Genomic DNA, 24,648 nt, shown 5'->3' with positions numbered 1-24,648 from the left:
CCCGCAATGATACCGAATCGCATCGTCATCGATACCAATGTCTGTCTCGACCTGTTTGTGTTTTGCGACCCGCGCTGGCACGCGCTGCTGGCCGCGCTGAACGATGGCTCGGTCGAAGCAGTCACGCGCGCCGACTGCCGCATGGAGTGGCTGATCGTTCTGGGCTATGCGCACCTGCAGCTCGACGCAGCGGCACGCGCGCGCTGCGGCGCCGAGTTTGACCGCCTGATCATGTGCCTGCCGCAGCCGGTCGATGTCGATGCCGTCAGGCTGCCGATCTGCCGTGATCCCGATGATCAGAAATTCCTCGAACTGGCGCGCGACGCGCAGGCGGCAGTCCTGATCACCAAGGACAAGGCGTTGCTCAAACTGGCCGGCAAGACCCGTCGTGCGGGTCTGTTTCTGATCCTTCCGCCGCAAGCCTGGGTGGCGCCGAGCAGTACCAATTCCATCTGATGAACGTCGTCCCGACCATGAAAACACCTGCCCTGCAATCACGCCTGCCGCATGTCGGCCCAACCATTTTCAGTACCATGTCGGCACTTGCGACCCAACACAATGCCGTCAATCTCGGGCAGGGATTTCCCGATTTCGATTGCGACCCGGCCCTCGTCGATGCAGTGACACGCGCGATGCAGCGCGGGCTCAACCAATACCCGCCGATGGCCGGCGTGGCGCCATTGCGCGAGGCCATCGGCGCAAAAATTGCATCGCTATATGGCACCAGCTATGACGCCACCGACGAAATCACCGTCACGGCCGGCGCAACCCAGGCATTGCTGACGGTGTTGTTGTGCTGCGTGCATCCGGGCGACGAAGTCATCGTCATTGAGCCAGCCTTCGACAGCTATGCACCGGCCATCGAACTGGCCGGCGGCATCCCGGTGTTTGTGCAGATGCAGTTGGGTGAGAACGGTTATGAAGTGCCGTGGCACGCGGTTCGCGCAGCAGTCACCGGCAAGACCCGGCTGATCATGATCAACAGCCCGCATAATCCGACCGGCTCGATCCTGCGTGAATCCGACATGCTCGCGCTGACGGACATCGTGCAGGACACCGATATCCTGATCCTGTCCGACGAAGTCTACGAACACATGGTCTACGACGGCGCCCGGCACGAATCGGTATGCCGCCACCCGCTGCTGGCAGCGCGCAGCTTTGTGGTGTCCAGCTTCGGCAAGACGTTCCATGTCACGGGCTGGAAGGTTGGCTACGTTGCCGCCCCGGCCGCACTGACGGCGGAGTTTCGCAAGGTGCACCAATTCAACGTGTTTACCGTCAACGCTCCCATGCAATACGGCATCGCCGAGTACCTGCTCGACCCCGCCGCCTACCTGGGCCTGCCGGCGTTTTATCAGCGCAAGCGGGATCTGTTTCGTGCCGGCCTCGCCAACAGCCGCTTGCGCCTGTTGCCAGCCGACGGCACTTACTTCCAGTGCGTGGATTATTCTGCCGTCTCGACGCTGGGTGAGGTCGACTTTGCGCGTTGGCTGACAACCAAAGTCGGCGTCGCAGCCATTCCGGTGTCAGCCTTTTACAGCCAGCCCCGCGAATCGGGCATCGTACGGTTCTGTTTTGCAAAAAAAGAGACAACATTAGCCGTTTCTGTTGGATTGTTATCGACAGTTTAGTTTCTTTAGTGCATTTTTTACGGCAACTGCCTATTATTCATCTACGAAGAGCCGGTTTCCGGTACTCGTTCCCACAGATCGCAGCCAGGCAATTTTCTGCAATTCAGTCTCTAACCGGATAAAACATGGAACAACGCCGCATCAGTATGTCCGACATCACGCTGGGGCAACCGCTACAGTGGGACGTTACTGACGCCTCCGGCAACCTGCTGCTCAAGCGCGGCCAGGTCATCCAGCGCGAACAGCAGATCGACACGCTGATTTCACGTGGCATGTTCATTGATGGCGATCGTAATGGGGGTGGCAGCAAGGCGCCAGCGGCGGCGACATTGCGCGAACCGCCCTCGATCCTGCGCATGATCAATCTGGCCGAAAAGCGGCTCGAACGGCTGCAGTTCAATCTCGGCAACGAACCGGACATTCAGGGAAAATTCCTGGAGGTGGCCAATGCGCTCCAGTTTGCCACGACGCTCAATCGCGACATTGCGATGGCCACCATTTTGCTCAATCAGGACTCCGGACATTACCCGGTGCGCCACTGCGTCGACACCGCCATCGTATCGATCCTGATCGCGCGCGGCATGGGCAAGTCAAAGGAAGAAACCACCGTCATTGCAGCCGCTGCGCTGACCATGAATCTGGGCATGTTGCGCGAGCAGGAACAATTCCAGGCACGGCAGGAGCCGCTGGCGGAACCGGATCGACAGGCCATCCACGCCCACCCCGAGCAAACGGTCAAGTTATTGCGCGATGTCGGCGTGACCAACCAGGACTGGCTCAATTACATTCTGCTGCACCACGAAAACGAAAATGGCAGTGGCTATCCGTTTGGCAAAACTGGCGCCGAGATGCCGGACAACGCCAAGATCATTGCCATCGCCGACCGCTACTGCGCCCGGGTGTCGGACCGCAATTATCGCAAGCCGATGCTGCCGAACGCTGCGTTGCGCGACATTCTGATTGTCGACAAGGAGAACATCGACCAGCGCATGGCCAAGTCCCTGATCAATGAACTGGGGGTTTATCCGTGCGGCACGTTTGTTCGGTTGGAGAACGGTGAAGTCGGCGTCGTTACCGCCAAAGGATCAACCACTACCGCGCCGATCGTGCATGCATTGCTGGGGCCGCGTGGCGCCCCGCTGTCATTTCCGATCAAGCGCGATTCGTCCAAGTCATTGTTGGCGATCCGGGAAGTGATTCATGCTGAAAACGCTGCGGTACGCTTCAGCATGCAGCAACTGTGGGGCAGCGAAGCGATCCTGTAGATCCTGCCCGCACGACTTCAATCAAGCTTCGGTTTGTTCTCTGCTGCGCGCGCCTGTGCGGCCTTGCGGTCTGCATTGACGCGCTGTACGTGTGGCCGTTCCGCCAGCATCGCCAGATACTCCCGCACCGGCAAGTCCGCCAGCACATCCTCGCCCAGCACTTTTTTCGATGCCATTGCAATCAACGGAAAATGTGCCAGCGCCGCGCAATCTGCCATCGTGAATTCGGCGCCAGCAAGGTAGGGTCCGAACTTGGCCATGCGGGTGAATGCCTTCACGTTGCGGGTCAACAGTTTGTGCGTGCGCGCCTTGATGCTGTCGGACACGCTGCCGCCGAAGAACGCTTCGAAATACAGCTCGCGCGCGACCAGTTCCAGATGCAGCTCCAGAAATACGATCAACTCCCTGACTTTGGCCGCCGCAAACGGATCGGCCGGCAGCAGGGGCACTTGCGGGAATTGCTGTTCCAGATAATCAACGATCACCTGGGATTCGCACAGCGTACCCTGCTCGGTTTCGATGAACGGTATTTTCCCCAGCGGAGAGCGTTCGAGCAGGGCCGGCGAGCGATCCGCCCAGTAGAGTACCTCTTCGAAAGGAATGTCTTTTTCGAGCAAGGCCAGCTTGACCTTGTTGTAATAATTGCTCAGTGCAAAACCGCCTAACTTGATCATTTGCGCCAGTCTCCTTCGTTTGTATGCTGGTTATCAAAGCTGTCCGGCGTGTTATCCGCCGTTCTTATTCATTGGCCAATTGTGGATCACCGAACGGCTGGGTGCGACGGGTTCGGTCAAATCCACGCGCAATCGCCATCAGCATCATGATGTCCTGATAAACGGACAGATCAAAGCCGGTGCGAATACCTTCGCGATTGTCGAACACCAGCGATTCGAGATACGGAACGATCTGGTCGGTCTCCCACAATGCGCAGATCTGCTCGATCATGTGCGGAAAATCCTCCACCGAGCGACCGTCGACTATCTCACTGCCTTCATCGGACCAGGGCGGGATGCGCGCATTGAAGACCGTCCCGGCACGCTCGCGCAGCGCCTCATATTTGGCCTGCTCGTGGTTGGACCGGTACAGGTCGAGTAGAAACAACCACGGCATCGGCGACTCCGGCCGCTCGACGTCGCCATACGGCTCAAGAATTTCAATGGCACGCTGCGGGTCATTGAGCGACATCCAGAACTCGGCTTCCTGCATCACGTCGGAAATTTCTTCCACCTTCAGGTGTTCCACCTTGCCGGGATAAAACTGCAATGCATCGACTTGTGCAGCCGCGGCCGCCCCGCTTGAGGACTCAACCATCTCCGACAACAGCAAGGGCGACGGCGTGTATTCCATGGTACCGGTCGTAGGGGCCGGGCTGGCGGACGTGCGCAGGAATTCCGGCACCGAACCCAGATCGGCCGGCGCCTTGGCGCTGTCGGCAAACAGCCTTGCGCCGGCGACACCCTGAGACTCGTTGGGACTGAACACGTCCGCTTCCGGTTCGTCATGGATGAATTCCGGCTCGGGCTCGGTGAAGGCCGCGGTCCGATCCCACGGCTCGTTGACCGCTTGCCTGCGCAGCGCAGAGAGGCGCCACGACAGCCAGCCAACCGCACCCAGACTGGCCAGCAACAAGGCCGCCAGCCCGACCATCCAGCCGAACGGCAATGTGCGTTGGCGCAGGTCGTCCAGCGCCACGCGATCGGCGTCGCGTTGTTTGGCACTGGTTGCCGCCTGCTGGGTCAACTGGAGATTGCGACTCTGCTCTGCTGCACGCGCCTGTTCGGCAACCCGCTGCGGATCTTCACCGCGCAGGATCATCGCAAAGCGCCGCTGGGCGTCACGGATTTCCTGGCGCTGCACTTCATCGGAGCTGCTGACGGCATCGACCAGCGCACCGCTCAATTTCAGATGACCGAGCGCGGCCAGGTCTTCGTTGCTCAAGCTGTCGCTGCTCAGCTTGAGCACGCTGCGCGGTGCGCCGATGGGCGCCAGCGTTGCGGCCGGCGTCAGTTTGGCGGGCGCGTTGCTGTTAGCGGTGCCGGCGATAGCGGAATTCGTGCGCGCCCTTGGGTTCAGGTTGCGGGCACGACCCACTGTGGATGGGATATTTTCAGTACGGGACGATGTAGCGACTGGAGCGGTGTCGAGCAGCGGCAAGTCGGCGGCATCGGCAAGCGTCGGCAGGTTGCCGACCGGATCGAGCAGCACCTGAAATTCGCGGTGCACGACCGCGCCGCACGCCAGGTCAACGGAGATCGTCAATGCCGGTTCATTTACGGTCGCACGTGTCGACAACAGGATGACCGAGCCAGCTCCGGCACGCCGCAATGCCACGTTGGGACTGCTCATGAATGCGCCGTCAGACGATTCCAGACGGGCCTTGATGCAGGCCGATGTCAGATCCGGGCCGACAGTGCCGATCAGGGGGATCACTACTTGCAGCGGCTGGCCCAGAGCGGACTGCACGCGCGCTGAACCCAGACCCACCGCTTGCGCGGTGCCGATCCACGCGGCCAGTACGGCGAACGCAATACGGGTCAATTCCGGCGTGCGCAATTGGTGCAGCATCTTCTCATGTTCCCTTTTCAATTGCCTCTTTTTACAACCAATAGTTACTATGAATCCACACCAATCATATACACAAAATCCGGCCAGCAGAAAAGAAATAACATTCTGGGAAAGAAAACGGCGCGTGCGTCTGCGGCATCAACAACGACTGATAGTTCACGCGGGAGACGCTGGAAAACGCGACCAGGAATGCGATTGGCGGGATGGAGTTGACGCAGGTGCTGGATCTGGCCACGCAGATGGCAATGGATTATTCGGTGGGAGAAGGCAAAGAATCATTGGCAAAAGGGCTTCAGCCCGCGTCATCAGTGTGTTTAAATGCATTCTCATGGATTTATGTTGAAGTTGCAAGCAAGCTTCCATTACTCCCGAACAGCCCGCGCCGAAAACCAAAGGCGCTGGTCGACTCCTTGATCGTTTCTCTTCCTGAATTCCTGACCATGTCCGCAGAACTCACCGCCACGCGCCGCGACGCCACCCTGATTCTGACGATGTCCAATCCGGGCAAACGCAATGCGCTGGATCCGGCGATGGCTGCCGCCGCCATCGAAACCCTCGCCACCGCGGAACGCGAAGATGCAATCCGGGCCGTGGTGCTGACCGGCGCCGACGGTTTCTTTTGCTCCGGCGGCAATCTGAACCAGCTGATGGCGCGGCGTTCGCAACCCAAGGGCGAGCAAGCCGCGTCGATCGATGCGTTGCATGGCTGGATCGAAGCCTTGCGCGATTGCCCGAAACCCGTGATTGCAGCTGTCGAAGGCGGCGCTGCCGGCGCGGGATTCTCGCTCGCGCTGGCCTGCGACCTGATCGTCGCTGCCGACAGCGCCCAATTTCTGATGGCGTACATTGGCGTCGGACTCACGCCGGACGGCGGTGGTTCCTGGTTCCTCGGGCAGAGTTTGCCGCGCCAGCTGGCCAGTGAGATTCTGCTCGATGGCAAGCCGGTCAGCGCCGCACGGTTGCAGCAATTCGGTATCGTCAACCGGGTCGTGCCAGACGGCAGCGCGCTGGATGCGGCCCTGGCCTGGGCCGAACAACTGGCGGGCCGCTCGCCCAATGCCGTGGAACGCATCAAGGGCTTGCTGCGCGATGCGCCAGGCAATTCGCTGACCACACACTTCGCGGCCGAAAAGGACAATTTCATCGAAAGCCTGCATCATCGCGACGCCCAGGAAGGCATCACTGCCTTCTTTGAAAAACGCGCGCCACACTACCGATGAGCAGCCCGACCCGGCGGCGCATCTATTTGATGCGACATGGCAGCGTGAGCTATTTCGATACCAGCGGCAAGCCCTACCCGCCGGAATCGGTGCCGCTCAACGAGCAGGGCAGGATTCAGGCCAGCGCCGCCGGCAAGGTGTTCGCCAACGGCTGCGTGCAGTTTGATCGCGTCATCGTTTCCGGACTGCCGCGCACGATGGAAACCGCGCAGCGGGTGCTGACCGAGACCGGCCAGCAGATCGCCCTCGAACCATGGCCGGATCTGCAGGAGCTCAAGGGCGGCAAGCTGGCAGCCATCGCCGACGCCGACCTGAAGGAGGCGTTTACCGGCGCATTCGAAGGTGTCGTGCCCGAGCACAAGCAATTCCTCGGCGGTGAAACCATTGGCGCCCTGCTCGACCGCGTCTACCCCGCCATCGACCGGCTGCGTACCGATACTACGTGGGACACCGTGCTGCTGGTACTGCATGGCGGCGTCAACCGCGCCATCCTGTCGTACGCCCTGACCGGGCAACGGCTATACCTGGGCAATCTGGCGCAGACGGCCGGCTGCATCAATGTCCTCGATCTCGGCGAGACCGCTTCCGACTGCGTGGTGCGCATGATGAACTTTGCGCCGCCCGCAACGCTACAGGCCGACTATCGCGGCACCACGATGGAAGCGCTGCTCGACCAATACCGAAAATTCCGCGGATTGTGAGACTCCGGAAGAAATAGTACGACCGTACGATTCATTCGGATAGAATACAAAAAAGCAAAACGAAGGAGACACGATGTACGAAGACTTCATGGGGACCATGCCGGTCGCCGATCGCCAGAAATTTGATGTCGCGGCATTGCAGGCGTATCTGCAGCAGCATCTTGGCGGCTTTTCCGCACCGATCACGGTCGAACAGTTCAAGGGCGGCCAATCCAACCCCACCTTCAAGATCAGCAGTGACGGCCAGCATTACGTGCTGCGCACCAAACCCGGCCCGGCCGACAAACTGCTGGCCTCGGCGCATGCCATCGACCGCGAATATCGCGTCATGGATGCGCTCAGCAAGGCCGGCTTTCCAGCCGCAAAACAATATCTGCTGTGCACCGACGAAGCCGTCATCGGACGCGCCTTTTACGTGATGGAATATGTCGAGGGACGGGTGCTGTGGGATCAATCCCTGCCGGGCATGACGCCAGTCGAGCGCGCCGCCTATTACGATGAAATGAATCGCGTCATCGCCCAGCTGCACACCATCGATTACGCCGCCATCGGCCTGGCCGACTTCGGCAAGCCCGGCAATTATTTCGGCCGTCAGATCGATCGCTGGACGCGCCAGTACAAAGCCTCGGAAACCGAAAAGATCGATGCGATGGATCAGCTCATGGCATGGCTGCCGCTGAATATCCCACCCGGCGACGAAACCAGTATCGTGCATGGCGACTACCGACTCGACAACATGATGTTTCATCCGACCGAGCCGCGCATCCTGGCGATCCTGGATTGGGAACTGTCGACGCTGGGGCATCCGCTGGCCGACTTTTCCTATCACTGCATGAGCTGGCACATTCCGCCCGGCCAGTTCCGCGGCATCGGTGGACTGGATCACAAGGCGCTCGGCATCCCGACCGAGGCCGAGTACATCGCCACCTATTGCGCCCGCACCGGCAAGACCATTCGTGCCGAAGACTTCAATTTCTACCTGGCCTACAACATGTTTCGCATGGCCGGCATCCTGCAGGGCATCATGAAGCGCTACGTCGATGGCACGGCGTCCAGCGCACAGGCACTCAAATCCGGCCAGGCGGCACGTCCGATGGCTGAAATGGGTTGGCGCTACGCCAGCCAGGGCAAATAATTTCACAAGGAGACGACATGGAATTCGACTATTCGGAACGCTGTAAATCCCTGCAAGCCAAACTGCTGACCTTCATGGATCAGCACATCTACCCGAACGAGAAAGCCTACAAGCAGGAAATCGACAGCAACGGCACCGACAAGGGCAATCGCTGGATTCCGACGGCATTGATCGAACGGCTCAAGCCGCTGGCGCGCGAACAGGGCCTGTGGAACCTGTTCCTGCCGGAGTCGCCGCGTGCGCCGGAAGGCCTGTCGAATCTGGATTACGCGCCACTGTGCGAAATCATGGGCCGGGTCGGCTGGGCGCCGGAAGTATTCAACTGCGGCGCGCCCGACACCGGCAACATGGAAACCATCGAGCGCTATGGCAACGAGACGCACAAACGCGAATGGCTCGAACCGCTGCTGCGCGGCGAAATCCGCTCCGCCTTTGCGATGACCGAACCGGGCGTGGCCTCGTCGGACGCGACCAATATCGAAACCCGCATTGAGCGCGATGGCGACGAGTACGTCATCAACGGCCACAAATGGTGGATCTCCGGCGCCGGCGATCCGCGCTGCAAGATCTTCATCCTGATGGGCAAGACCGATCCCGATGCGCCGCGTCATTCGCAGCAATCGATGATTCTGGTTCCCTCCGACACCAAGGGCGTGACCATTGTCCGGCCGCTGCCGGTGTTCGGCTACGACGATGCCCCGCACGGCCATTGCGAAATCCGTTTCGAGAATGTGCGGGTGCCGGTCTCGAACATTCTGCTGGGCGAAGGACGCGGCTTTGAAATCGCGCAGGGACGTCTTGGGCCTGGCCGGATTCATCACTGCATGCGCGCCATCGGTGTGGCCGAGCGCGCACTCGAACTGATGTGCAAGCGCCTCAACGAACGGGTCGCGTTTGGCCGCAAGATTTCGGAACAAGGCGTCTGGCGCGAACGCATCGCCGAGTCACGCATCCAGATCGACAGCGCCCGTCTGCTCACGCTCAAGGCCGCCTACATGATGGACACGGTTGGCAACAAGCACGCCAAGGCCGAGATCGCGATGATCAAGGTACTGGCGCCGACGGTGGCGCAGCAGGTGCTCGATTGGGCCATCCAGGCGCATGGCGCCGGCGGTGTCTGCGATGACTTCCCGCTGGCCTACATGTGGGCCGGCAACCGCACGCTGCGGCTCGCCGATGGTCCGGATGAGGTGCATCGCAATGCCATCGCCAAGCTGGAACTGGCCAAGCACATGGCACTGCCAGGCGAGGACCTGGAGCTGCCGATCACGCGCTCGTAAGCGGCATGGGTACGGGCTGCAACGGCCCGTACCAAACCATTGCATAATCCCGGATCGCATCCCACTCCCACGGAGCTTCCATGATCGACGTCTATTCCACCGCCACCCCGAACGGCCACAAAGTCCACATCCTGCTCGAAGAACTTGGCTTGCCGTACCGCGTTCATCACGTCGATATCGGCGCTGGCGACCAATTCAAACCCGATTTCCTGGCGATCTCGCCCAACAACAAGATTCCGGCCATCGTCGATGCCGACGGTCCTGACGGCGCACCGATTTCCTTGTTCGAATCCGGCGCGATCCTGGTCTATCTGGCCAGCAAAAGCGGTCGCTTCCTCGGCGCGACGGACCGTGAAAAATTCACCACGCTGCAATGGTTGATGTTTCAGATGGGCGGGGTCGGCCCGATGCTCGGGCAAGCGCACCACTTCCGCATTTATGCGCCCGAGAAAATCGACTATGCATTCAATCGCTACAGCAACGAAGCCAAGCGGCTGTACGGCGTCATGGACAAGCGCCTGTCCGAGCATCTGTATCTGGCCGGCAGCGACTACACCATCGCCGACATCGCCACCTTTCCATGGTTGCGTTCGCACGATAACCAGGGCATCACGCTGGCCGACTACCCGCATGTGCAGCGCTGGTTCAGCGACATCAGCGCGCGCCCTGCGGTACAACGCGGCGTGGCGGTGCTGGCCAACTTGCGCAAGCCGCTGACCGATGCGAAAGCCACCGAAGTCCTGTTCGGTTCGCTGCAATACGCCACCAAACGTTAAGCCACAACAGTGCGTCATTGGACCCGATATGAATGCATAATGGGGGACGAATTTTGTTTCTCATATGCAACCAAAGGGACGCCATGAAATCAGTACAGCAAGAAGTTGACGAACGCACCAATCTGACCGGCACCAACCAGTTCGAATTGCTGTTGTTTCGCCTCGGCGGCGACGCCCGGGGTGACCGTTCCGAGCTGTATGGCATCAACGTGTTCAAGATTCGCGAAATCGTTGCCATGCCCGAGCTCACCGCGGTGGCGGGCGCGCATCCGAATTTGCTGGGGGTGGTGAATTTGCGCGGGCAGATCATTTCGGTGATCGATTTGCCGGCGCTGATCGGCTGCACGCCGAAGACCGGTCTGAATATCATGCTGGTCACCGAATTCGCCCGCTCTACCCAGGCCTTTGCCGTCGAGGCAGTGGAAGAAATCGTGCGACTGGAATGGAGCCAGGTGTTGTCGGCGGAAGCCAGCGGCGTCGGCGGAATGATCACCAGCATCGCCCGGCTGGAAGCGCCCGGCGAACCAACCCGGCTGGCACAGGTGCTGGATGTGGAGCAGATTCTGCGGCAGATCATGCCCGATTCCAGTGTCGAGGCCGACCCGGAAACCATCGGTCCGAAAGTGATCCTCAAACCTGGCAGTGTGATTCTGGCAGCCGACGATTCGTTCGTGGCGCGCGCGCTGATCGAAGCCGGCTTTGATGCCATGGGCGTGCAGTGGGTCATGACCAAGACCGGCAAGGAAGCCTGGGAAAAACTGCAGTCGATCGCCAGTGCCGCCGAAGCCGAGGGCAAGACCGTTCAGGACAAGGTTGCGCTGGTGCTGACCGATCTTGAGATGCCTGAGATGGATGGCTTCACGCTGACCCGCAATATCAAGCAGAATCCGCGTTATGCCGGCATCCCGGTGGTGATTCACTCATCGCTCAGCGGCGCCACCAACGAAGATCACGTCAAGAGCGTCGGCGCAGATGCCTACGTCGCCAAATTCGTGGCCGAAGAGCTGGCCGCAACCATCCGCAAGGTGCTCAACGCATAGTCAAACGCGCGCGGCGGTTACGGATCGCCGTGCGTGTTGTGAATGTCGAGGATGGCATCCCAATCCTTGAAGAACGCGGCAACGCAGGCCGGGTCGAAATGGGTGCCGGCGCTGTCGCGTATCAGCGCGGCCGCGCGGTCAATCTCCCACGCGGGCTTGTAGGGCCGCACCGAGGTCAGCGCATCAAACACATCAGCCACCGCGACGATGCGACCGTGCAGCGCAATGCGTTCGCCACGCAGGCCGTTCGGGTAGCCGCTCCCATCCCATTTTTCATGATGCGTCAACGCGATCACGCTGGCTGCGTGCAGCAAGGGCGAGCTGCTGCCGCTGAGAATATCTGCACCGATTTGTGAATGCGTGCGCATGATCGCCATCTCCTCGTCGGTGAAACGGCCGGGTTTGAGCAGGATCGCATCGGCAATGCCGACCTTGCCGATATCGTGCATCGGCGCCGCCTCGAAAATCAATTCCTGTTCGGCCACGGACAACCCCAGGTTGGCGGCCAGCAAGCGCGCATAGTTTGCCATGCGCAGCAGGTGCGCACCGGTTTCCGGATCGCGATATTCAGCGGCGCGCGCCAGATGGTAAATCGCCTGGCGCTCGCGCAGAAGAATTTCGCGGGTGGCGGCGCGCACCTCGTCGGCCAGCCACTCGGCGCGGTTGGCCAGTTGCTGTTGCGCCTTGTGCAGCGCCAGCAGATTCGTCACGCGCGCCCGCAGTTCAATCTTGTCGACCGGCTTGGTCAGAAAATCATTGGCGCCCATCTGCAGCGCCTGATGCCGCACGTTGCTTTGCATATCCGAGGTAATCATGATCACCGGAACGGCGTGACATCCTGCCAGGGCGCGCAATCCCTGCAGGAATTGCAGGCCATCCATTACCGGCATCATGTAGTCGACCAGCACCAGATCCGGCGCCTGTTCGCCGCACCACGCCAACGCGTCGACCGGATCGTCCGAGGTCACCAGCGACAGGTCGGGAATCGTGTTGAGCAAATGGCTGAACAGTGACAAATTGGTCGGATCATCGTCGACGATGAGTACATTCATGCGGTGCTTTCGCTATGGTTAACAAAATTGCACAGGCGATCAAACGCCGGCTGCATCATGGACTGCAACTGCTGCGCGCTGCGGTAGTCGCCGGTCTTGCCGGCCTGTTCCGTCAATCGTGCCAGGTTGGCCAATTCATCCATCCCGAGGTTGGCGCAGGAGCCGCTCAGCCGATGTGCCAACGCCTGCGTTTCGAGGAAGTTCCGGCCGATGACTGCCCGTTCGAGCTGGCCGAGCAGCGGTCGTGTGCTGTTGATGAACAGCACCAGCATCTCGTGCTGAAAAGCGCGGTCCGCGCCAAACATGTCGGTCAAACGCACCGTGTCGAGCATGACTGGGGCGAATGCCACAGGCGCCGGCTGATCACGGTCGCGCGGCAGTCGTTGCTGCAGCATCGCCGCCAGCAGCTTGTTACTGATGGGTTTGGTGAGGTAACCATCCATGCCGGCGTCGAGGCAGCGTTCGCGGTCACCCTGCATGGCGTTGGCTGTCATCGCGACGATCTGGACGTGACCGCCATGGAGCAGCTCGCGCTGCCGGATCTGGCGTGTGGCGGCGTATCCGTCCAGCACCGGCATCTGGCAATCCATCAACACCAGCGCGTAAGGAACGCTGGACAAGGCGTCCAGCGCCTCTGCCCCATTGTTGACAACATCCGCGGCGTAGCCAAGGATTTGCAGCTGCCGCAGCGCCACTTTCTGATTCATCAGGTTGTCTTCGACCAGCAGCACCAGGCGGTTTTCTTTCTGCTCCCGCGCGGCATCGATCGGCGCAGCGCCGCCGCGTCGCGGGGCTGTCGGCGCCGGCGGATTTGGCAACCTGCCCGGCGCACTGGGGATTCCGCTGACGACCCGCAACGGCAGCTCGAACCAGAAGGTCGACCCACTGCCGAGCTGGCTTTCGATACCGATTGCGCCGCCCATCAAGTCGACCAGCCGGCGACAGATCGACAGGCCCAGCCCGGTGCCGCCATATTTGCGGGTCACCGAACCATCGGCCTGCCTGAATGGCATGAACAACTTGGGGATCATGTCGGCGGCAACCCCGATCCCCGAATCCGAGACGTCAAACCGGATCCGGCAATTGCCGCGCTGTCGACCGATCACCCGTACCCGCACCGTGACCTCACCGGCAGGGGTAAATTTGATCGCATTGCCGATCAGGTTCCGCAGAATCTGACGCACCCGCCCGGGATCGCCCACCACCATCAATGGCAAGGACGGGTCGATGTGTGTCAGCAGCGACAAACCCTGTCGACGCGCCTTGCCGGACAATTCCTCAACGCTGCCCTCGACGATCGCCAGCAGAGGGAAGTCAATGCTGTCGATGCTGAAGTTGCCGGAGTCGATGCGCGAAAAATCCAGAATCTCATCGATGATTACCATCAGTGCGCTGGCGGCCTCCTCGATCGATTGCGTGAATTCAGTCTGCTCGCCATTCAGCGCCGTCTCGCGCAACAGGCCGGCCATGCCGATCACGGCATTCATCGGCGTGCGGATCTCGTGACTCATGGTGGACAGGAATGCACCGCGTGCGGCGTTGGCATCTTCTGCGACCACCTTGGCCAATTGCAGTTCACGTTCGGTATTTTCACGAAACCGCATCACCCACCACAACGCCGCGGTGTACAGCAGCACAATGCAGGCCGCCAGCAGGCCAAGCCACGCCAGTTGCCCGGACCCGCCACCCCAGTGCTCGATGGCCTGCGCTTCCGACATGCCGATCACCGCCACCAATGGATACTTGCGCGTGGCGCGGTAATTGATGCTGTAGAAGCCGGCACTGCCAATCGAGGCTGGCCGTTCTGCCCGGAACTGGCCATGATCGCGATCATGTCGCAACCAGTCGAACATCGGCAGCACCGGGTAACGCTGATTGACCACGAACTGTGAATTTGCGGTTGCCCCGAGCACATTGCCGCGGTAGTCGAACAGCGCAGCATAGTTGGCATCCGTGCCAAGTTCATCGCGGTATTCGGGGAACAAGGCGCCGGGACTGACCATCAGCAACGCAATCGCCGGCTTGCCCTTCAAGGTGATGGCGCGGGCAAAAGGGATGGCGCCAATTGGCCCGCTGGCGCCGGCCAGTCTGGACGCTGGCAGATCGAGGTCACGCACGAATTGCGGCGCACCAGGCTCAAGAATGCTGCCGACGGGGGCGTGAAAACCCAGCGCGGCCAGGTCCAGCTTGCGCTCGGTCAGGCGTGGATTCGAACTCAACAGCACCACGCCGGAGGGACTGAGCACCGACAGCGAACGCAGCCGGGTCGAATCGCGCACGGCCGCGTTGATCAATGTCGCCACCTGCGCTACCCCTGTGCCGTCAGCGCTTCCGGGCAGCCGGTCGATCAGGCTGTCGATCGCCGACAGGGCCTCTGACACGTGGTTTTCCAAGGCCGCGGCGTACAGGCGCCCGTGTTCGGTGTCGGCTGCCAGTGCCTGCTTGCTTTCGTGGGCCACCAGCAGCGCCGTCACCAGCAGAATCACGAATGCAAACAGCAGACCCGACACCATGAAGAAGTGACGCATCTGCAGCTGCATCAGCTGCCGGCGCAGGAACCGTACCGTGCGCTCCATTGGTCAGCCGCCGGCGCCGGCAGGCTTTGCACCGGGCGCAGGGATCAGGATCGGGTCGAGCCCGTAGGTGTGCGCGAACTGCTGCAAGCGCCGGTCGGTCGTGATGGTGGTCATGAAGCGGTTGACCCGGTCCAGCAGCGACGTGTCACCCGGCGCCAGCGCGTAGGCATAGTCGGTCAGGTGAAACGGCTGCGGTGGCGCGACCACCCGGGCCCAGTCGGTCATGTCGCGCATGCGCTTGCTGTACGGGTAATCCGTCATGAAGGCATCCACCCGGCCCGACTCCAGTTCAGTCTCGCGTTTCATCGGCGGCCTGACCACCAGCACGGAGGCGTTCTTGAGCGTGCGTTGCATGATCAATTCCATCACTGTTCCGGCCTGCACCGCGATCACACGTCCCGGCTTGTCGATGTCGTCCCAGTTCAGGATGACACCCGCGTTGGCCGACGTGACGGCATAGATGTCGCTACGTAAATAGGGTTGGGTGAACGCCAGCCGCGCGCGGCGCTCGGGAGTGATGCCGACCGCGTGCATGGCGATGTCGCATTTGTCCGTCAGCAGATTCTCGGTCAGCGCCACAAACGAGCTGTCGACATAGCGCACGCGCACCCCCAGCTCCTGGCCAAGCGCGGTGGCAATCTCGATATCGATGCCGTTGAGCAGGCGCGTCTTTGGATTGCGATACGTGATGCCGTAATAGTCTGGCCAAATGCAGACGCGCAGCTCCCCCGCCAGCATCACCCGTTGCAACTGCGACGGCGTGGCGGCGTGGGCGATGAGCGGCAGAACAAGCGCCGCCATCAGGACAACACTCAGGCAGGCTTTCGCGCCGGCGCTAATTTTCAGGAAAGTACGCAAGATAGGTCCAATATGTTTGATGGAACGATGCGAAGAAGCGATTTGGGGAAACGCCATTCGCCGAAGAGCCGGTACGAGAACGGCACACCGGCAGCGAAGCAGTGGTTACCCAAATGTTTCCACAAAGAATCACAAAACAATTATAACGATAATTCTGTTTTTTTGTTTATTTTAATTTGTTATTTTTAACGCTAACACCGCATCCCATGAACAATGCAAAGGCCCGCGCTACCCCTTCCTGGCACCAAGGGGATTCAACAAGCTGCAGTCGTCAGGCGCAACGCCGGTTGGCGATCCGCTGATCGCCCGGAGCCACCATCGCGTCCTGCACCCGGCGCCGACGCCAGCCTGAAAATACTCACTACATCGGCCAGTTCGGTAGCTTGGTCCTGCAGCGACGCCGATGCTGCCGCCGCTTCTTCAACCAGCGCCGCATTTTGTTGGGTGACCTGCTCCATCTGGGTGATCGCCTGATTGATTTGCCCGATTCCGGCCGACTGCTCATCGCTGGCGTTGGTGATGTCGGCAATGATGTCGCTAACCTGGCGCACGCTGGCGACAATTTCCCGCATGGTCGAACCGGCCTGGTCGACCAGTTTCGCGCCTTCATCGGCACTCTCGACCGAGGCATCGATCAAGAACTTGATTTCCTTGGCGGCCGCCGCCGAACGATGCGCGAGACTGCGCACTTCGGTGGCGACCACCGCAAAGCCGCGCCCCTGCTCGCCCGCCCGCGCAGCTTCCACGGCGGCGTTCAAGGCAAGGATGTTGGTCTGGAAGGCAATCCCGTCGATCACAGTGATGATGTCGACAATTTTTTTAGCGGATGCATTGATGCTCTGCATGGTCGTGTCGACGTGCGCTACGGCCCGGCCGCCCGAGCTGGCAATCTCGGATGCGGAACGCGCCAGCAGATTTGCCTGACGGGCATTGTCGGCGTTCTGGCGTACGGTGGCGGTCAGCTGCTCCATCGAGGACGCGGTTTCTTCCAGCGCGCCAGCTTGCTGTTCGGTGCGCGACGACAGATCGAGATTTCCCGACGCGATCTGGGTCGAGGCGGTGGCAATCGTATCGGTGGACTGGCGAATCTGGCCGACCGTGCTGGCCAGGCTTTGCTGCATCGTGCGCATTGCCGCCAGCAGGCTGACTTCGTCGCCGGCCCGGGTGACGACCTCACCCGTCAAGTCACCAGCGGCAATGCGCCGCACGATAGCGCCGGCATAAGATGGTTCGCCGCCGAGTTCGCGATAAATGGAGCGAATCAGGAAAAATCCACACAGTGCACCGAGTAGCGCGCCGCAGGCGATCACAGCAGCAACGGCCACGCGCATCGACTGAAAATGCGCCGCGGAGACCAGATACTGGTTGCGCGCCTCGTCGACCTGGATCTTGCGCAAGCCGGCTACGTCGTTGGCAACCGTCAGTCCAAGGTTGCTGATCGTGGCGGCAAGCGCGATGGCAGCGTCGAGTTTTCCATCGCTAAACGCCGCCAGGCCCGGCACCAGCCCCTCCGCCAGAAATTTGGCCCGATCAAGCTCGAACTTGTCCGCCAGCAGCTTTTCCTCCGGGAGCAGATAGGTCGCCATGTAGTCTTTCCATGTCTGGTCGATCTCTGCGCGGTTCTTGCCAATAAAGGCAGTTCGGCTGGCGATATTGGCGACAATGTTGCTGTTCAACATTTCCATGTAGGCGAGCTGGTTGACCAGCAACAGCCGATCAATCCGCGAAACCTGCTCCAGCGCCACCGTGTGATCTTCATACACCGTCTTCAGGCTGGCCTGGGTCTGCTGCATCCCGTACAGGCCGAGCAGGCCCACGATGACGCCCGCCAACAACAGTGAAGCAATGACCAAAGTCAGGCGCGTTTTAAGTGTGATTTTCATGGGGGGCGCAAAGAGTCCTGGTGGCCGAGCGGTGGATGAAGAGAGGGCTGCAGTGCAGCTGGAATTCAGCGCATTTGTTTCTACAGAGCATTTATAATACAATGCTTTGTCGAATTTGTGTAATTTGTTTTATTTGTTCCTTTCGGTATTTCTTGCTAAGATACCGTTTTCATCCTTCCTGAAAGAACGCATGGCTTCTTCATCCGACATCTGCACCACCCAAACAGCTGCGACGATTCTTGGCATCTCGGTCACGTCGGTACAGCAGTTGGTGAAATCCGGCGTGATTCCGGCCTGGACCACCAGCGGAGGGCACCGCCGCATCTCGCTCGCCGACGTGCACGACTACAAGGCAGCGCGAGCCACCGCCAGTTCAGGCGCGTCGACCGGAGCGGTGCTGGATCGGCCTTGCTCGATCTTGCTGGTGGAAGACAATCAGATGCAGCGCACCGTTCTTGGCGCGCAGATCGCTTCGTGGAACTTGCCCATCAAGTTGAGGTATTGCGAAAATGGGTATCAGGCGCTGGTGGAAATTGCGCACAGCAAACCCGATGTGTTGCTGATTGATATCGTCATGAAGGGTATCGACGGCTTCGATGTGATCCGCACCATCCTTGGATATCCCGATCTGGCCGACATGCATATCGCCATCCTGTCGGGTCTGGCTCCAGGCGATCTGAGCCAACGCGGCGGGGTGCCGGCGGGCGTGGTTTTCTTCTCCAAGCCAGTCAACCTCGACGCGCTGCGTGGCTATCTTCTTGGATGCGGTCAGGAGCGCTTGCCGACGGCCGGACCGCGCTGATGCGGCAATGCAGTCAACGCCGCAGCAAGGGCCCGGGCATGCCTCACGTGAAAACGGGGCAATCCACATTGGTGGATTGCCCCGTTCCGAATGACTTCCCGTTGCGCATCAAGGACTGTCAGCGCAACCGCCCCGGCACCTGCTATGTCACCGATTCGACCCCGCGCCGGCCCTTGGCACAGCAAGCGCGCAGATAACCGCGCAATTCATCGTAGTTGATCGGCTTGGAAAAATACACCACGCCCTCGGGCACACCGCCCCGTTCGGCCAGCGCCTCCGGCGACAGGCTCGACACGATGGCAATCTGCGTATCGGCCAGGTCGGGATACGCGAGGATGGTGTTGATCACCTGGATGCCATCGATCCCATCCATCATGATGTCGGACACCAGCACATCCGGTTTGCGGCGGGTAATTTCAACCAGCGCCTGGTAGCCGTTTTCGCAAAACCGCAAGGTCGCCGGCAAATGCCACGACAGAATCTGTCGCTCGTACAGGGCACGTTGCATTTCGTTGTCTTCGACCACCATGATCGAGATCAATCGGTCCATTTTCGGCGCGCGCGAGGTCGGCCCGATCACGCTTGCGGTCGCCTGCAATGCCTTGTATTCAAGTACTGCCTGCAACGGAATACGGCGATGGCCGCCACTGGTCTTCCAGGCCGGAATCGAGCCGGACTCGACCAGTTGCTGAACCGAGGTGACAGAAATGCCGAGAATCGATGCGGCTTTTTGGGTGGTGCAAACATCAGAGGATGACATTGGAGCTTTCAGCGATACGGACCCACGCATCCTAACAAAGAAAAACCGAAAAGACCAATTAAACTGATTTAATTAATTATTTAGGCCTTTTCGTCTTCGGCGACGCGGGGTCACTGCAAGCGGTTCAGGTGTAGCGCCGCACGATGGACTCGGCAACGCACACCGGTTTGCTGCTGCCATCGGCTTCGATCGTCACCTGCCAGACGATCTGCGCGCCGCCGGCGATGTCTTCGACTTCCAGCAGCGTCATGCGCGCGCGCACCCGACTGCCTACCGGTACCGGCGCCGGAAAGCGCACCTTATTCAGACCATAATTGACGGCCATCCTGACATCGGTCATGTGAATCGATTGCGCCATCAGCATCGGCAGCAGCGACAGGGTCAGGAAACCATGCGCGATGGTGCCGCCGTACGGCGACTCGGCCTTGCTGCGATCCACATCGAGATGAATCCACTGATGATCATCGGTGGCCTCGGCAAACAGCTGCACGCGCTGCTGGGTAATCTCGACCCAGTCCGACACCGCCACTTCCTGACCAACCAACTGTTTTAATTCTTCCAGCGAAGCGATTTCACGCATGCATTGTCCTTGTGAACGGGATTGGCGCCTGACAAAAGGCGGTTGAACAGGCGCGTTACGCCGGGCGGCGCAGGAACATCCCGCGCCCCTTGATGGTGGCAACCAGTTCATCATTCTGGTTACGCGCTTCCCAACTGGTAAAGATCACGCCCCGATCCGGCCGGCTGGTCGATGGCACCGATTCCAGCACCGTGCTGCTGATGGTCAGCACATCGCCGCCGCGCACCGGCTTGAGCCAGCGCACCTCGTCGACACCGGGGGAACCGAGGCTGGCCGAATCGGCCAGATAGCCGTCGACCATGGCCCGCATCATCATGCTGCAGGTATGCCAGCCGCTGGCGATGATGCCGCCAAACATCGACTTCTCTGCCGCTACCGGATCGATATGAAACGGTTGCGGATCGAAGCGGGTGGCAAATTCGATGATCTCCGCTTCGTCCACTGTCACCTGCCCGACCTCGACCGTGCGACCAACCAGAAAATCTTCGAAATAGAATCGATGCGCTGTCATGCTGTTCTCCGAAAGATCACGCCGCCTGCCGAAAGCCGGGTTGCGCGACGAAGCGTGCCAGATGATGGTCGGTGTCGCCCAGGATCACCTCGATCATGGTCAGCCGCTTGAAATGATGCGCAGCCGGCAGTTCGTTGGTGACGCCCATGCCGCCGTGCAATTGCACTGCCTGCTGACCGACGTATTTCATGGCCTGGCCGATCCGGGCCTTGGCAGCAGATACCGTGCGGCGCCGTTCCGTGACATCGTCGGAGGCGATCTTGACCGCCGCCAGCGTGGCCATCGAACGCGCCTGTTCGAGGTGCATGAACATGTCGGCCATGCGGTGCTGCAGGGCCTGGAATTTGCCGATCGGGACGCCGAACTGCTGGCGCGTCTTCAGGTAATCGAGTGTCGCCATGTTCAGCGCTTCCATCGCACCGACCGCTTCGGCGCACAACAGCGCGACGCCGTAGTCACCCGCCGCATCCAGGATTTCCCAGCCGTTGCCAACCGTGCCAAGCAAGCCGGTGGGCGGGACATGGACGTTTTCAAAATGGATATCGGCGGCGCGCTGGCAATCGATGGTTCGGTAATCACGCACCTGTACGCCCACACTGTCGGCCGCGATGACGAACAGCGAGATGCCATCCGTGTCACGCTGGGCGCCGCCGGTGCGCGCCGAAACGATCAGCATATCGGCCTGCGCGCCATGGATAACCACCGTCTTGGCGCCATTGAGCACGAAACCATTGGCATTCGGGGTGGCACTCGTGGTGATATCGAACAGGTCGTGACGCGCCTGTTTTTCGCCGAGTGCGCAGGCCAGTTTCAATTCACCGGCAGCGATCTGCTCCAGCAGCAAACCATGACCTCCAGCGAGCTTGAGAAATTGCGCGCCCAGCATGGTCGCGAAATACGGTTCGATGACCAGGCCGCGACCGATCTCGTGCATGACTACCTGCATGTCGAGCGCACTGCCGCTGAAACCACCCTGCTCTTCCGGGATCGGCAAGGCGGTCATGCCCAGTTCTGTCAGCGCGGCCCAGGCGGCGTCGGACGTCCCGGTGTCGGACAGCACGATCTTCTTGCGGGTCTCGAAGCTGTAGTCTTTTTCGGTCCAGCGCCGCAGGGCATCGGAGAATTGCTGCTGTTCTTGCGTCAGGTTGAAGTCCATGTCGTCCTCACAGTCCCAGAATCATCTGGGTGATGATGTTGCGCTGAATCTCGTTGGAGCCGCCGTAGATCGACGTCTTGCGGAAATTGAAGTAATACGACGCCAGCGGTGCGGCATCGTCGTCATCGGCCACGCTGTGTTCATTGGTGCCGTGCAGATAGTCGGGATCAAACGGCATCCCATACGGGCCGACTGCTTCCAGCATCAGTTCGGTCAGGGTCTGCTGGATTTCGGTGCCCTTGATCTTCAGCATCGAGGCCTCCGGTCCCGGGCCGCGCTTGGCATTGTCGAGCGAGATCACGCGCAGCACGGTGACTTCCAGCGCCATCAATTCGATTTCAAGCGAGGCCACCTTGGCGGCGAATACCGGATCGTCCAGCAAGGGGGCGCCGTTCTTCTGTTGTTTCACTGCGATGCGCTTGAGGAATTGCAGTTCACGCTTGGCACGGCCGACAGCGGCGATGTTGGTGCGCTCGTGTCCCAGCAAATACTTGGCGTAGGTCCAGCCCTTGTTTTCTTCGCCGATCAGGTTCTGCACCGGCACGCGAACATTGTCGAAGAAGACTTCGTTCACTTCATGGTCCTCGTCGAGCATGATGATCGGACGCACCGTGATGCCGGGCGTTTTCATGTCGATCAACAGGAATGAAATGCCTTCCTGCTTGCGGCCGCCGCTGTCGGTGCGCACCAGGCAGAAAATCATGTCGGCGTGCTGGCCCAGCGTGGTCCAGGTTTTCTGTCCGTTGACGACGTAGAAATCGCCATCGCGCTCGGCGCGGGTCTTCAGCGAAGCCAGATCGGAACCCGAACCCGGCTCGGAATACCCCTGGCACCACCAGTCTTCGCAGCTGAGGATGCGCGGCAGGTAATAGCGTTTTTGCGCCTCGTTCCCAAATGCCATGATGACCGGCGCAACCATGTTCACGCCGAACGGCAGGATCGGCGGCGTGCCGGCGCGCGCGCATTCTTCCTCCCAGATATGACGCTGCACGGGACTCCAGCCAGTACCGCCATATTCCACCGGCCAGCCGGTGGCGACCCAGCCCTGTTTGGCGACGATCCGATGCCAGCGCACCAAGTCGTCGCGCGACAGGCGCTGATGATTGAGTACCTTGTGCTGCAAATCGGCCGGCAGATTGTCGTCCAGATAGCTGCGCACGGTGGCGCGGAATGATTCGTCTTCGGCGGTGTAGTTCAAGTCCATACGGTCTCCTCCTGTTGTTTCAGCATCATGCCCGTTTTTGCGTCGAATAGCACGACCGTGCAAAATTATTTATCCGGCGCGCCGATCCGCTGGTGCGGTAACCTCGGGTTGCCCGTTCAATCATGGAGAATTCATTTGGCTGGAATGACAAGTTGGCGCCGCTACCTCGCTGCCGCCCTGCTGGGGTGTGCGCAGGCCGCCGTCGTGCATGCGGGCAGCACGCTGGAGATCGGCTCGAAGCGCTTTACCGAATCGTACGTGCTGGCAGAAATCCTGACGCAGACCGCCAAACCGTACGCACCGGTGCGACACCAGCAAGGGCTGGGGAATACGGCAATCGTCTTCAATGCGCTCAAGGCCGGCAGCATCGACGTCTATCCGGAATATCTGGGCACCATCGACACCGAGATCCTCAAGCACACGACGGCTTCCACGCTGGCGCAGATCCAGCGCGAACTGGCGCCGCTCGGGCTGGGTGTTGCGGTGCCGCTGGGATTCAATAACACCTACGCGCTGGCGATGCGCGGCGACACGCCCGGCGCACCGGCCACGCTGAGCGCGCTGGCGCAGCAGCCGAACTTGCGGCTTGGCCTGTCGCATGAATTTCTCGGGCGCGTCGACGGCTGGCCCGGGCTGGCGCAGCGCTACGGCCTGACACAACGGCCGGTCGGGCTCGACCACGGCATCGCCTACGAAGCGCTGAGCGCGCGTCAGGTCGATGTGATCGACATTTATGCGACCGACGCCAAGATCGGCAAGCTCGGACTGCATGTGCTGACCGACGATGCCCACTACTTCCCGCGCTATGACGCCGTGCTGCTGTATCGGCTCGATCTGCCGCAGCGCTTTCCGCAGGCATGGCGGGCGATCCGGCAGCTGGAAGGAAAAATCGACACGGCACACATGATCGCCATGAATGGCGCGGTCGAGCTCGACGGGCAGTCGTTCGCCAAAGTGGCCGGGCAGTTCCTCAAGCCGTCAGGCGCTGTCGCCACGCCTCGGGACGGCTTTCTGGACAAACTGTTTGGTCCGGATTTCTGGCGGCTCACCGGGCAGCACGTGTTGCTGGTATTGGTCGCCGTTGGCGCGGCCAGCCTGATTGGCATTCCGCTTGGCATTGTCGCCGCGCTGGTGCCGCGCACGCACGGCGCCTTGATGGCCATCGTCGGCATGTTGCAGACCGTGCCGTCGCTGGCGCTGCTGGCGATGCTCATTCCGCTGCTGGGCAGCATTGGCACCACCCCGGCCCTGATCGCCCTGACGCTGTACGCGCTGCTGCCGATCGTGCGCAATACCTGCATCGGCCTGCTGCAGGTACCTGCCGGCTTGCGCATGGCGGCGCTGGCGCTTGGCCTGACGCCGCGACAGCGCTTGCTGAAAATCGATCTGCCGCTGGCCTTGCCGGTGATCCTGGCGGGCCTGCAGACTGCCGCCGTGCTCAGCGTCGGCACCGCGACGATTGCCGCCTTTATTGGCGCCGGTGGCTATGGCGAACGCATCGCGATCGGACTGGCGCTCAACGACAACCAGATGCTGCTGGCCGGCGCCTTGCCGGCAGCCGCGCTGGCCCTGTTGACCCAATGGGGCTTCGCGGTACTGGAGCGCCTGACGGTGCGCGGCACAGCGCAAACGCGCGCCTAGCCAGCGGTCCGC

The 24,648-nt window shown here is 60.8% G+C and carries 22 protein-coding genes; 11 read left to right on the top strand and 11 right to left on the bottom strand.

Annotation, left to right across the window (positions count from 1 at the left end; translation table 11 throughout):
• The first annotated feature begins 6 nt into the window (after positions 1-6).
• The 3 genes from RCH09_RS02825 to RCH09_RS02815 all read left to right on the top strand — a co-directional run bounded on the left by RCH09_RS02825 (position 7) and on the right by RCH09_RS02815 (position 2,896).
• Complete coding sequence (locus RCH09_RS02825) at positions 7-456, top strand: putative toxin-antitoxin system toxin component, PIN family (protein WP_326939518.1); 450 nt, start codon at positions 7-9, stop codon at positions 454-456.
• The gene (locus tag RCH09_RS02820; protein ID WP_442784993.1) at positions 456-1,631 is read left to right on the top strand and encodes a pyridoxal phosphate-dependent aminotransferase; all 1,176 of its coding nucleotides are present in this window, start codon (positions 456-458) and stop codon (positions 1,629-1,631) included. The genes RCH09_RS02825 and RCH09_RS02820 overlap by 1 nt, the downstream gene beginning before the upstream one ends.
• Positions 1,632-1,756: 125 nt before the next feature.
• Complete coding sequence (locus RCH09_RS02815) at positions 1,757-2,896, top strand: HD-GYP domain-containing protein (RefSeq protein ID WP_326939516.1); 1,140 nt, start codon at positions 1,757-1,759, stop codon at positions 2,894-2,896.
• A 17-nt stretch (positions 2,897-2,913) separates the two neighbouring features.
• Here RCH09_RS02815 and RCH09_RS02810 read toward each other — a convergent pair whose 3' ends face one another.
• Together RCH09_RS02810 and RCH09_RS02805 are read right to left on the bottom strand one after the other, a co-directional pair.
• The gene (locus tag RCH09_RS02810) at positions 2,914-3,570 is read right to left on the bottom strand and encodes a glutathione S-transferase family protein (RefSeq protein ID WP_326939515.1); all 657 of its coding nucleotides are present in this window, start codon (positions 3,568-3,570) and stop codon (positions 2,914-2,916) included.
• 64 nt (positions 3,571-3,634) lie between these two features.
• Positions 3,635-5,461 (bottom strand): type IV pilus assembly protein FimV, encoded by a 1,827-nt coding sequence (locus RCH09_RS02805; protein ID WP_326939514.1) that lies wholly within the window; start codon positions 5,459-5,461, stop codon positions 3,635-3,637.
• Positions 5,462-5,901: 440 nt separating this feature from the next.
• Between RCH09_RS02805 and RCH09_RS02800 the strand changes: the two genes are divergently transcribed.
• The 6 genes from RCH09_RS02800 (at position 5,902) to RCH09_RS02775 (ending at position 11,613) form a co-directional block, all read left to right on the top strand.
• Positions 5,902-6,681, top strand: coding sequence for an oxepin-CoA hydrolase, alternative type (locus tag RCH09_RS02800; protein WP_326939513.1), 780 nt, complete (start codon positions 5,902-5,904; stop codon positions 6,679-6,681).
• Positions 6,678-7,382: a histidine phosphatase family protein gene (locus RCH09_RS02795; protein ID WP_326939512.1), complete on the top strand. Its 705-nt coding sequence runs from the start codon at positions 6,678-6,680 to the stop codon at positions 7,380-7,382. The genes RCH09_RS02800 and RCH09_RS02795 overlap by 4 nt, the downstream gene beginning before the upstream one ends.
• A gap of 73 nt (positions 7,383-7,455) precedes the next feature.
• Positions 7,456-8,517 carry a phosphotransferase family protein gene (locus RCH09_RS02790; protein ID WP_326939511.1) on the top strand — a complete coding sequence of 354 codons (1,062 nt, stop codon included), beginning with the start codon at positions 7,456-7,458 and terminating at the stop codon, positions 8,515-8,517.
• Between the two features lie 17 nt (positions 8,518-8,534).
• The gene (locus RCH09_RS02785) at positions 8,535-9,797 is read left to right on the top strand and encodes an acyl-CoA dehydrogenase family protein (RefSeq protein ID WP_326939510.1); all 1,263 of its coding nucleotides are present in this window, start codon (positions 8,535-8,537) and stop codon (positions 9,795-9,797) included.
• Between the two features lie 80 nt (positions 9,798-9,877).
• Complete coding sequence (locus tag RCH09_RS02780) at positions 9,878-10,573, top strand: glutathione binding-like protein (protein WP_326939509.1); 696 nt, start codon at positions 9,878-9,880, stop codon at positions 10,571-10,573.
• Between the two features lie 83 nt (positions 10,574-10,656).
• Complete coding sequence (locus tag RCH09_RS02775; RefSeq protein WP_326939508.1) at positions 10,657-11,613, top strand: chemotaxis protein; 957 nt, start codon at positions 10,657-10,659, stop codon at positions 11,611-11,613.
• Positions 11,614-11,630: 17 nt separating this feature from the next.
• Here the strand turns inward: RCH09_RS02775 and RCH09_RS02770 are convergent, their stop codons facing one another.
• From RCH09_RS02770 to RCH09_RS02755, 4 genes are all read right to left on the bottom strand, one after another.
• The gene (locus RCH09_RS02770) at positions 11,631-12,665 is read right to left on the bottom strand and encodes an HD domain-containing phosphohydrolase (RefSeq protein WP_326939507.1); all 1,035 of its coding nucleotides are present in this window, start codon (positions 12,663-12,665) and stop codon (positions 11,631-11,633) included.
• Entirely contained in the window at positions 12,662-15,241 is a 2,580-nt protein-coding gene (locus tag RCH09_RS02765) for a hybrid sensor histidine kinase/response regulator (protein WP_326939506.1), read from the bottom strand. Before RCH09_RS02765 ends, RCH09_RS02770 begins: the two co-directional genes overlap by 4 nt.
• A gap of 3 nt (positions 15,242-15,244) precedes the next feature.
• Positions 15,245-16,099 carry an ABC transporter substrate-binding protein gene (locus tag RCH09_RS02760; RefSeq protein WP_326939505.1) on the bottom strand — a complete coding sequence of 285 codons (855 nt, stop codon included), beginning with the start codon at positions 16,097-16,099 and terminating at the stop codon, positions 15,245-15,247.
• Between the two features lie 254 nt (positions 16,100-16,353).
• A complete protein-coding gene (locus tag RCH09_RS02755; RefSeq protein ID WP_326939504.1) occupies positions 16,354-17,982 on the bottom strand; it encodes a methyl-accepting chemotaxis protein in 1,629 nt (542 codons plus the stop codon).
• 190 nt (positions 17,983-18,172) lie between these two features.
• Between RCH09_RS02755 and RCH09_RS02750 the strand changes: the two genes are divergently transcribed.
• Positions 18,173-18,784, top strand: a complete 612-nt coding sequence (locus tag RCH09_RS02750; protein WP_326939503.1) for a response regulator — start codon at positions 18,173-18,175, stop codon at positions 18,782-18,784.
• A 142-nt stretch (positions 18,785-18,926) separates the two neighbouring features.
• Here RCH09_RS02750 and RCH09_RS02745 read toward each other — a convergent pair whose 3' ends face one another.
• The 5 genes from RCH09_RS02745 to RCH09_RS02725 form a co-directional block, all read right to left on the bottom strand.
• Complete coding sequence (locus RCH09_RS02745; protein WP_326939502.1) at positions 18,927-19,544, bottom strand: response regulator; 618 nt, start codon at positions 19,542-19,544, stop codon at positions 18,927-18,929.
• 124 nt (positions 19,545-19,668) lie between these two features.
• Entirely contained in the window at positions 19,669-20,124 is a 456-nt protein-coding gene (locus tag RCH09_RS02740; RefSeq protein ID WP_326939501.1) for a MaoC family dehydratase, read from the bottom strand.
• 55 nt (positions 20,125-20,179) lie between these two features.
• Positions 20,180-20,635 (bottom strand): MaoC family dehydratase, encoded by a 456-nt coding sequence (locus RCH09_RS02735; protein ID WP_326939500.1) that lies wholly within the window; start codon positions 20,633-20,635, stop codon positions 20,180-20,182.
• Between the two features lie 16 nt (positions 20,636-20,651).
• Complete coding sequence (locus tag RCH09_RS02730) at positions 20,652-21,791, bottom strand: acyl-CoA dehydrogenase family protein (protein ID WP_326939499.1); 1,140 nt, start codon at positions 21,789-21,791, stop codon at positions 20,652-20,654.
• A gap of 7 nt (positions 21,792-21,798) precedes the next feature.
• A complete protein-coding gene (locus RCH09_RS02725) occupies positions 21,799-22,995 on the bottom strand; it encodes an acyl-CoA dehydrogenase family protein (RefSeq protein ID WP_326939498.1) in 1,197 nt (398 codons plus the stop codon).
• Between the two features lie 144 nt (positions 22,996-23,139).
• Between RCH09_RS02725 and RCH09_RS02720 the strand changes: the two genes are divergently transcribed.
• Entirely contained in the window at positions 23,140-24,636 is a 1,497-nt protein-coding gene (locus RCH09_RS02720) for a glycine betaine ABC transporter substrate-binding protein (protein ID WP_326939497.1), read from the top strand.
• Positions 24,637-24,648 lie beyond the last annotated feature (12 nt).

The sequence above is a fragment of the Actimicrobium sp. GrIS 1.19 genome (genome assembly GCF_035984655.1).
Taxonomy (GTDB): domain Bacteria; phylum Pseudomonadota; class Gammaproteobacteria; order Burkholderiales; family Burkholderiaceae_D; genus Actimicrobium.
Note: the sequence above shows the minus strand (reverse complement) of the source record. Positions and strands in the feature narration are given on the sequence as shown.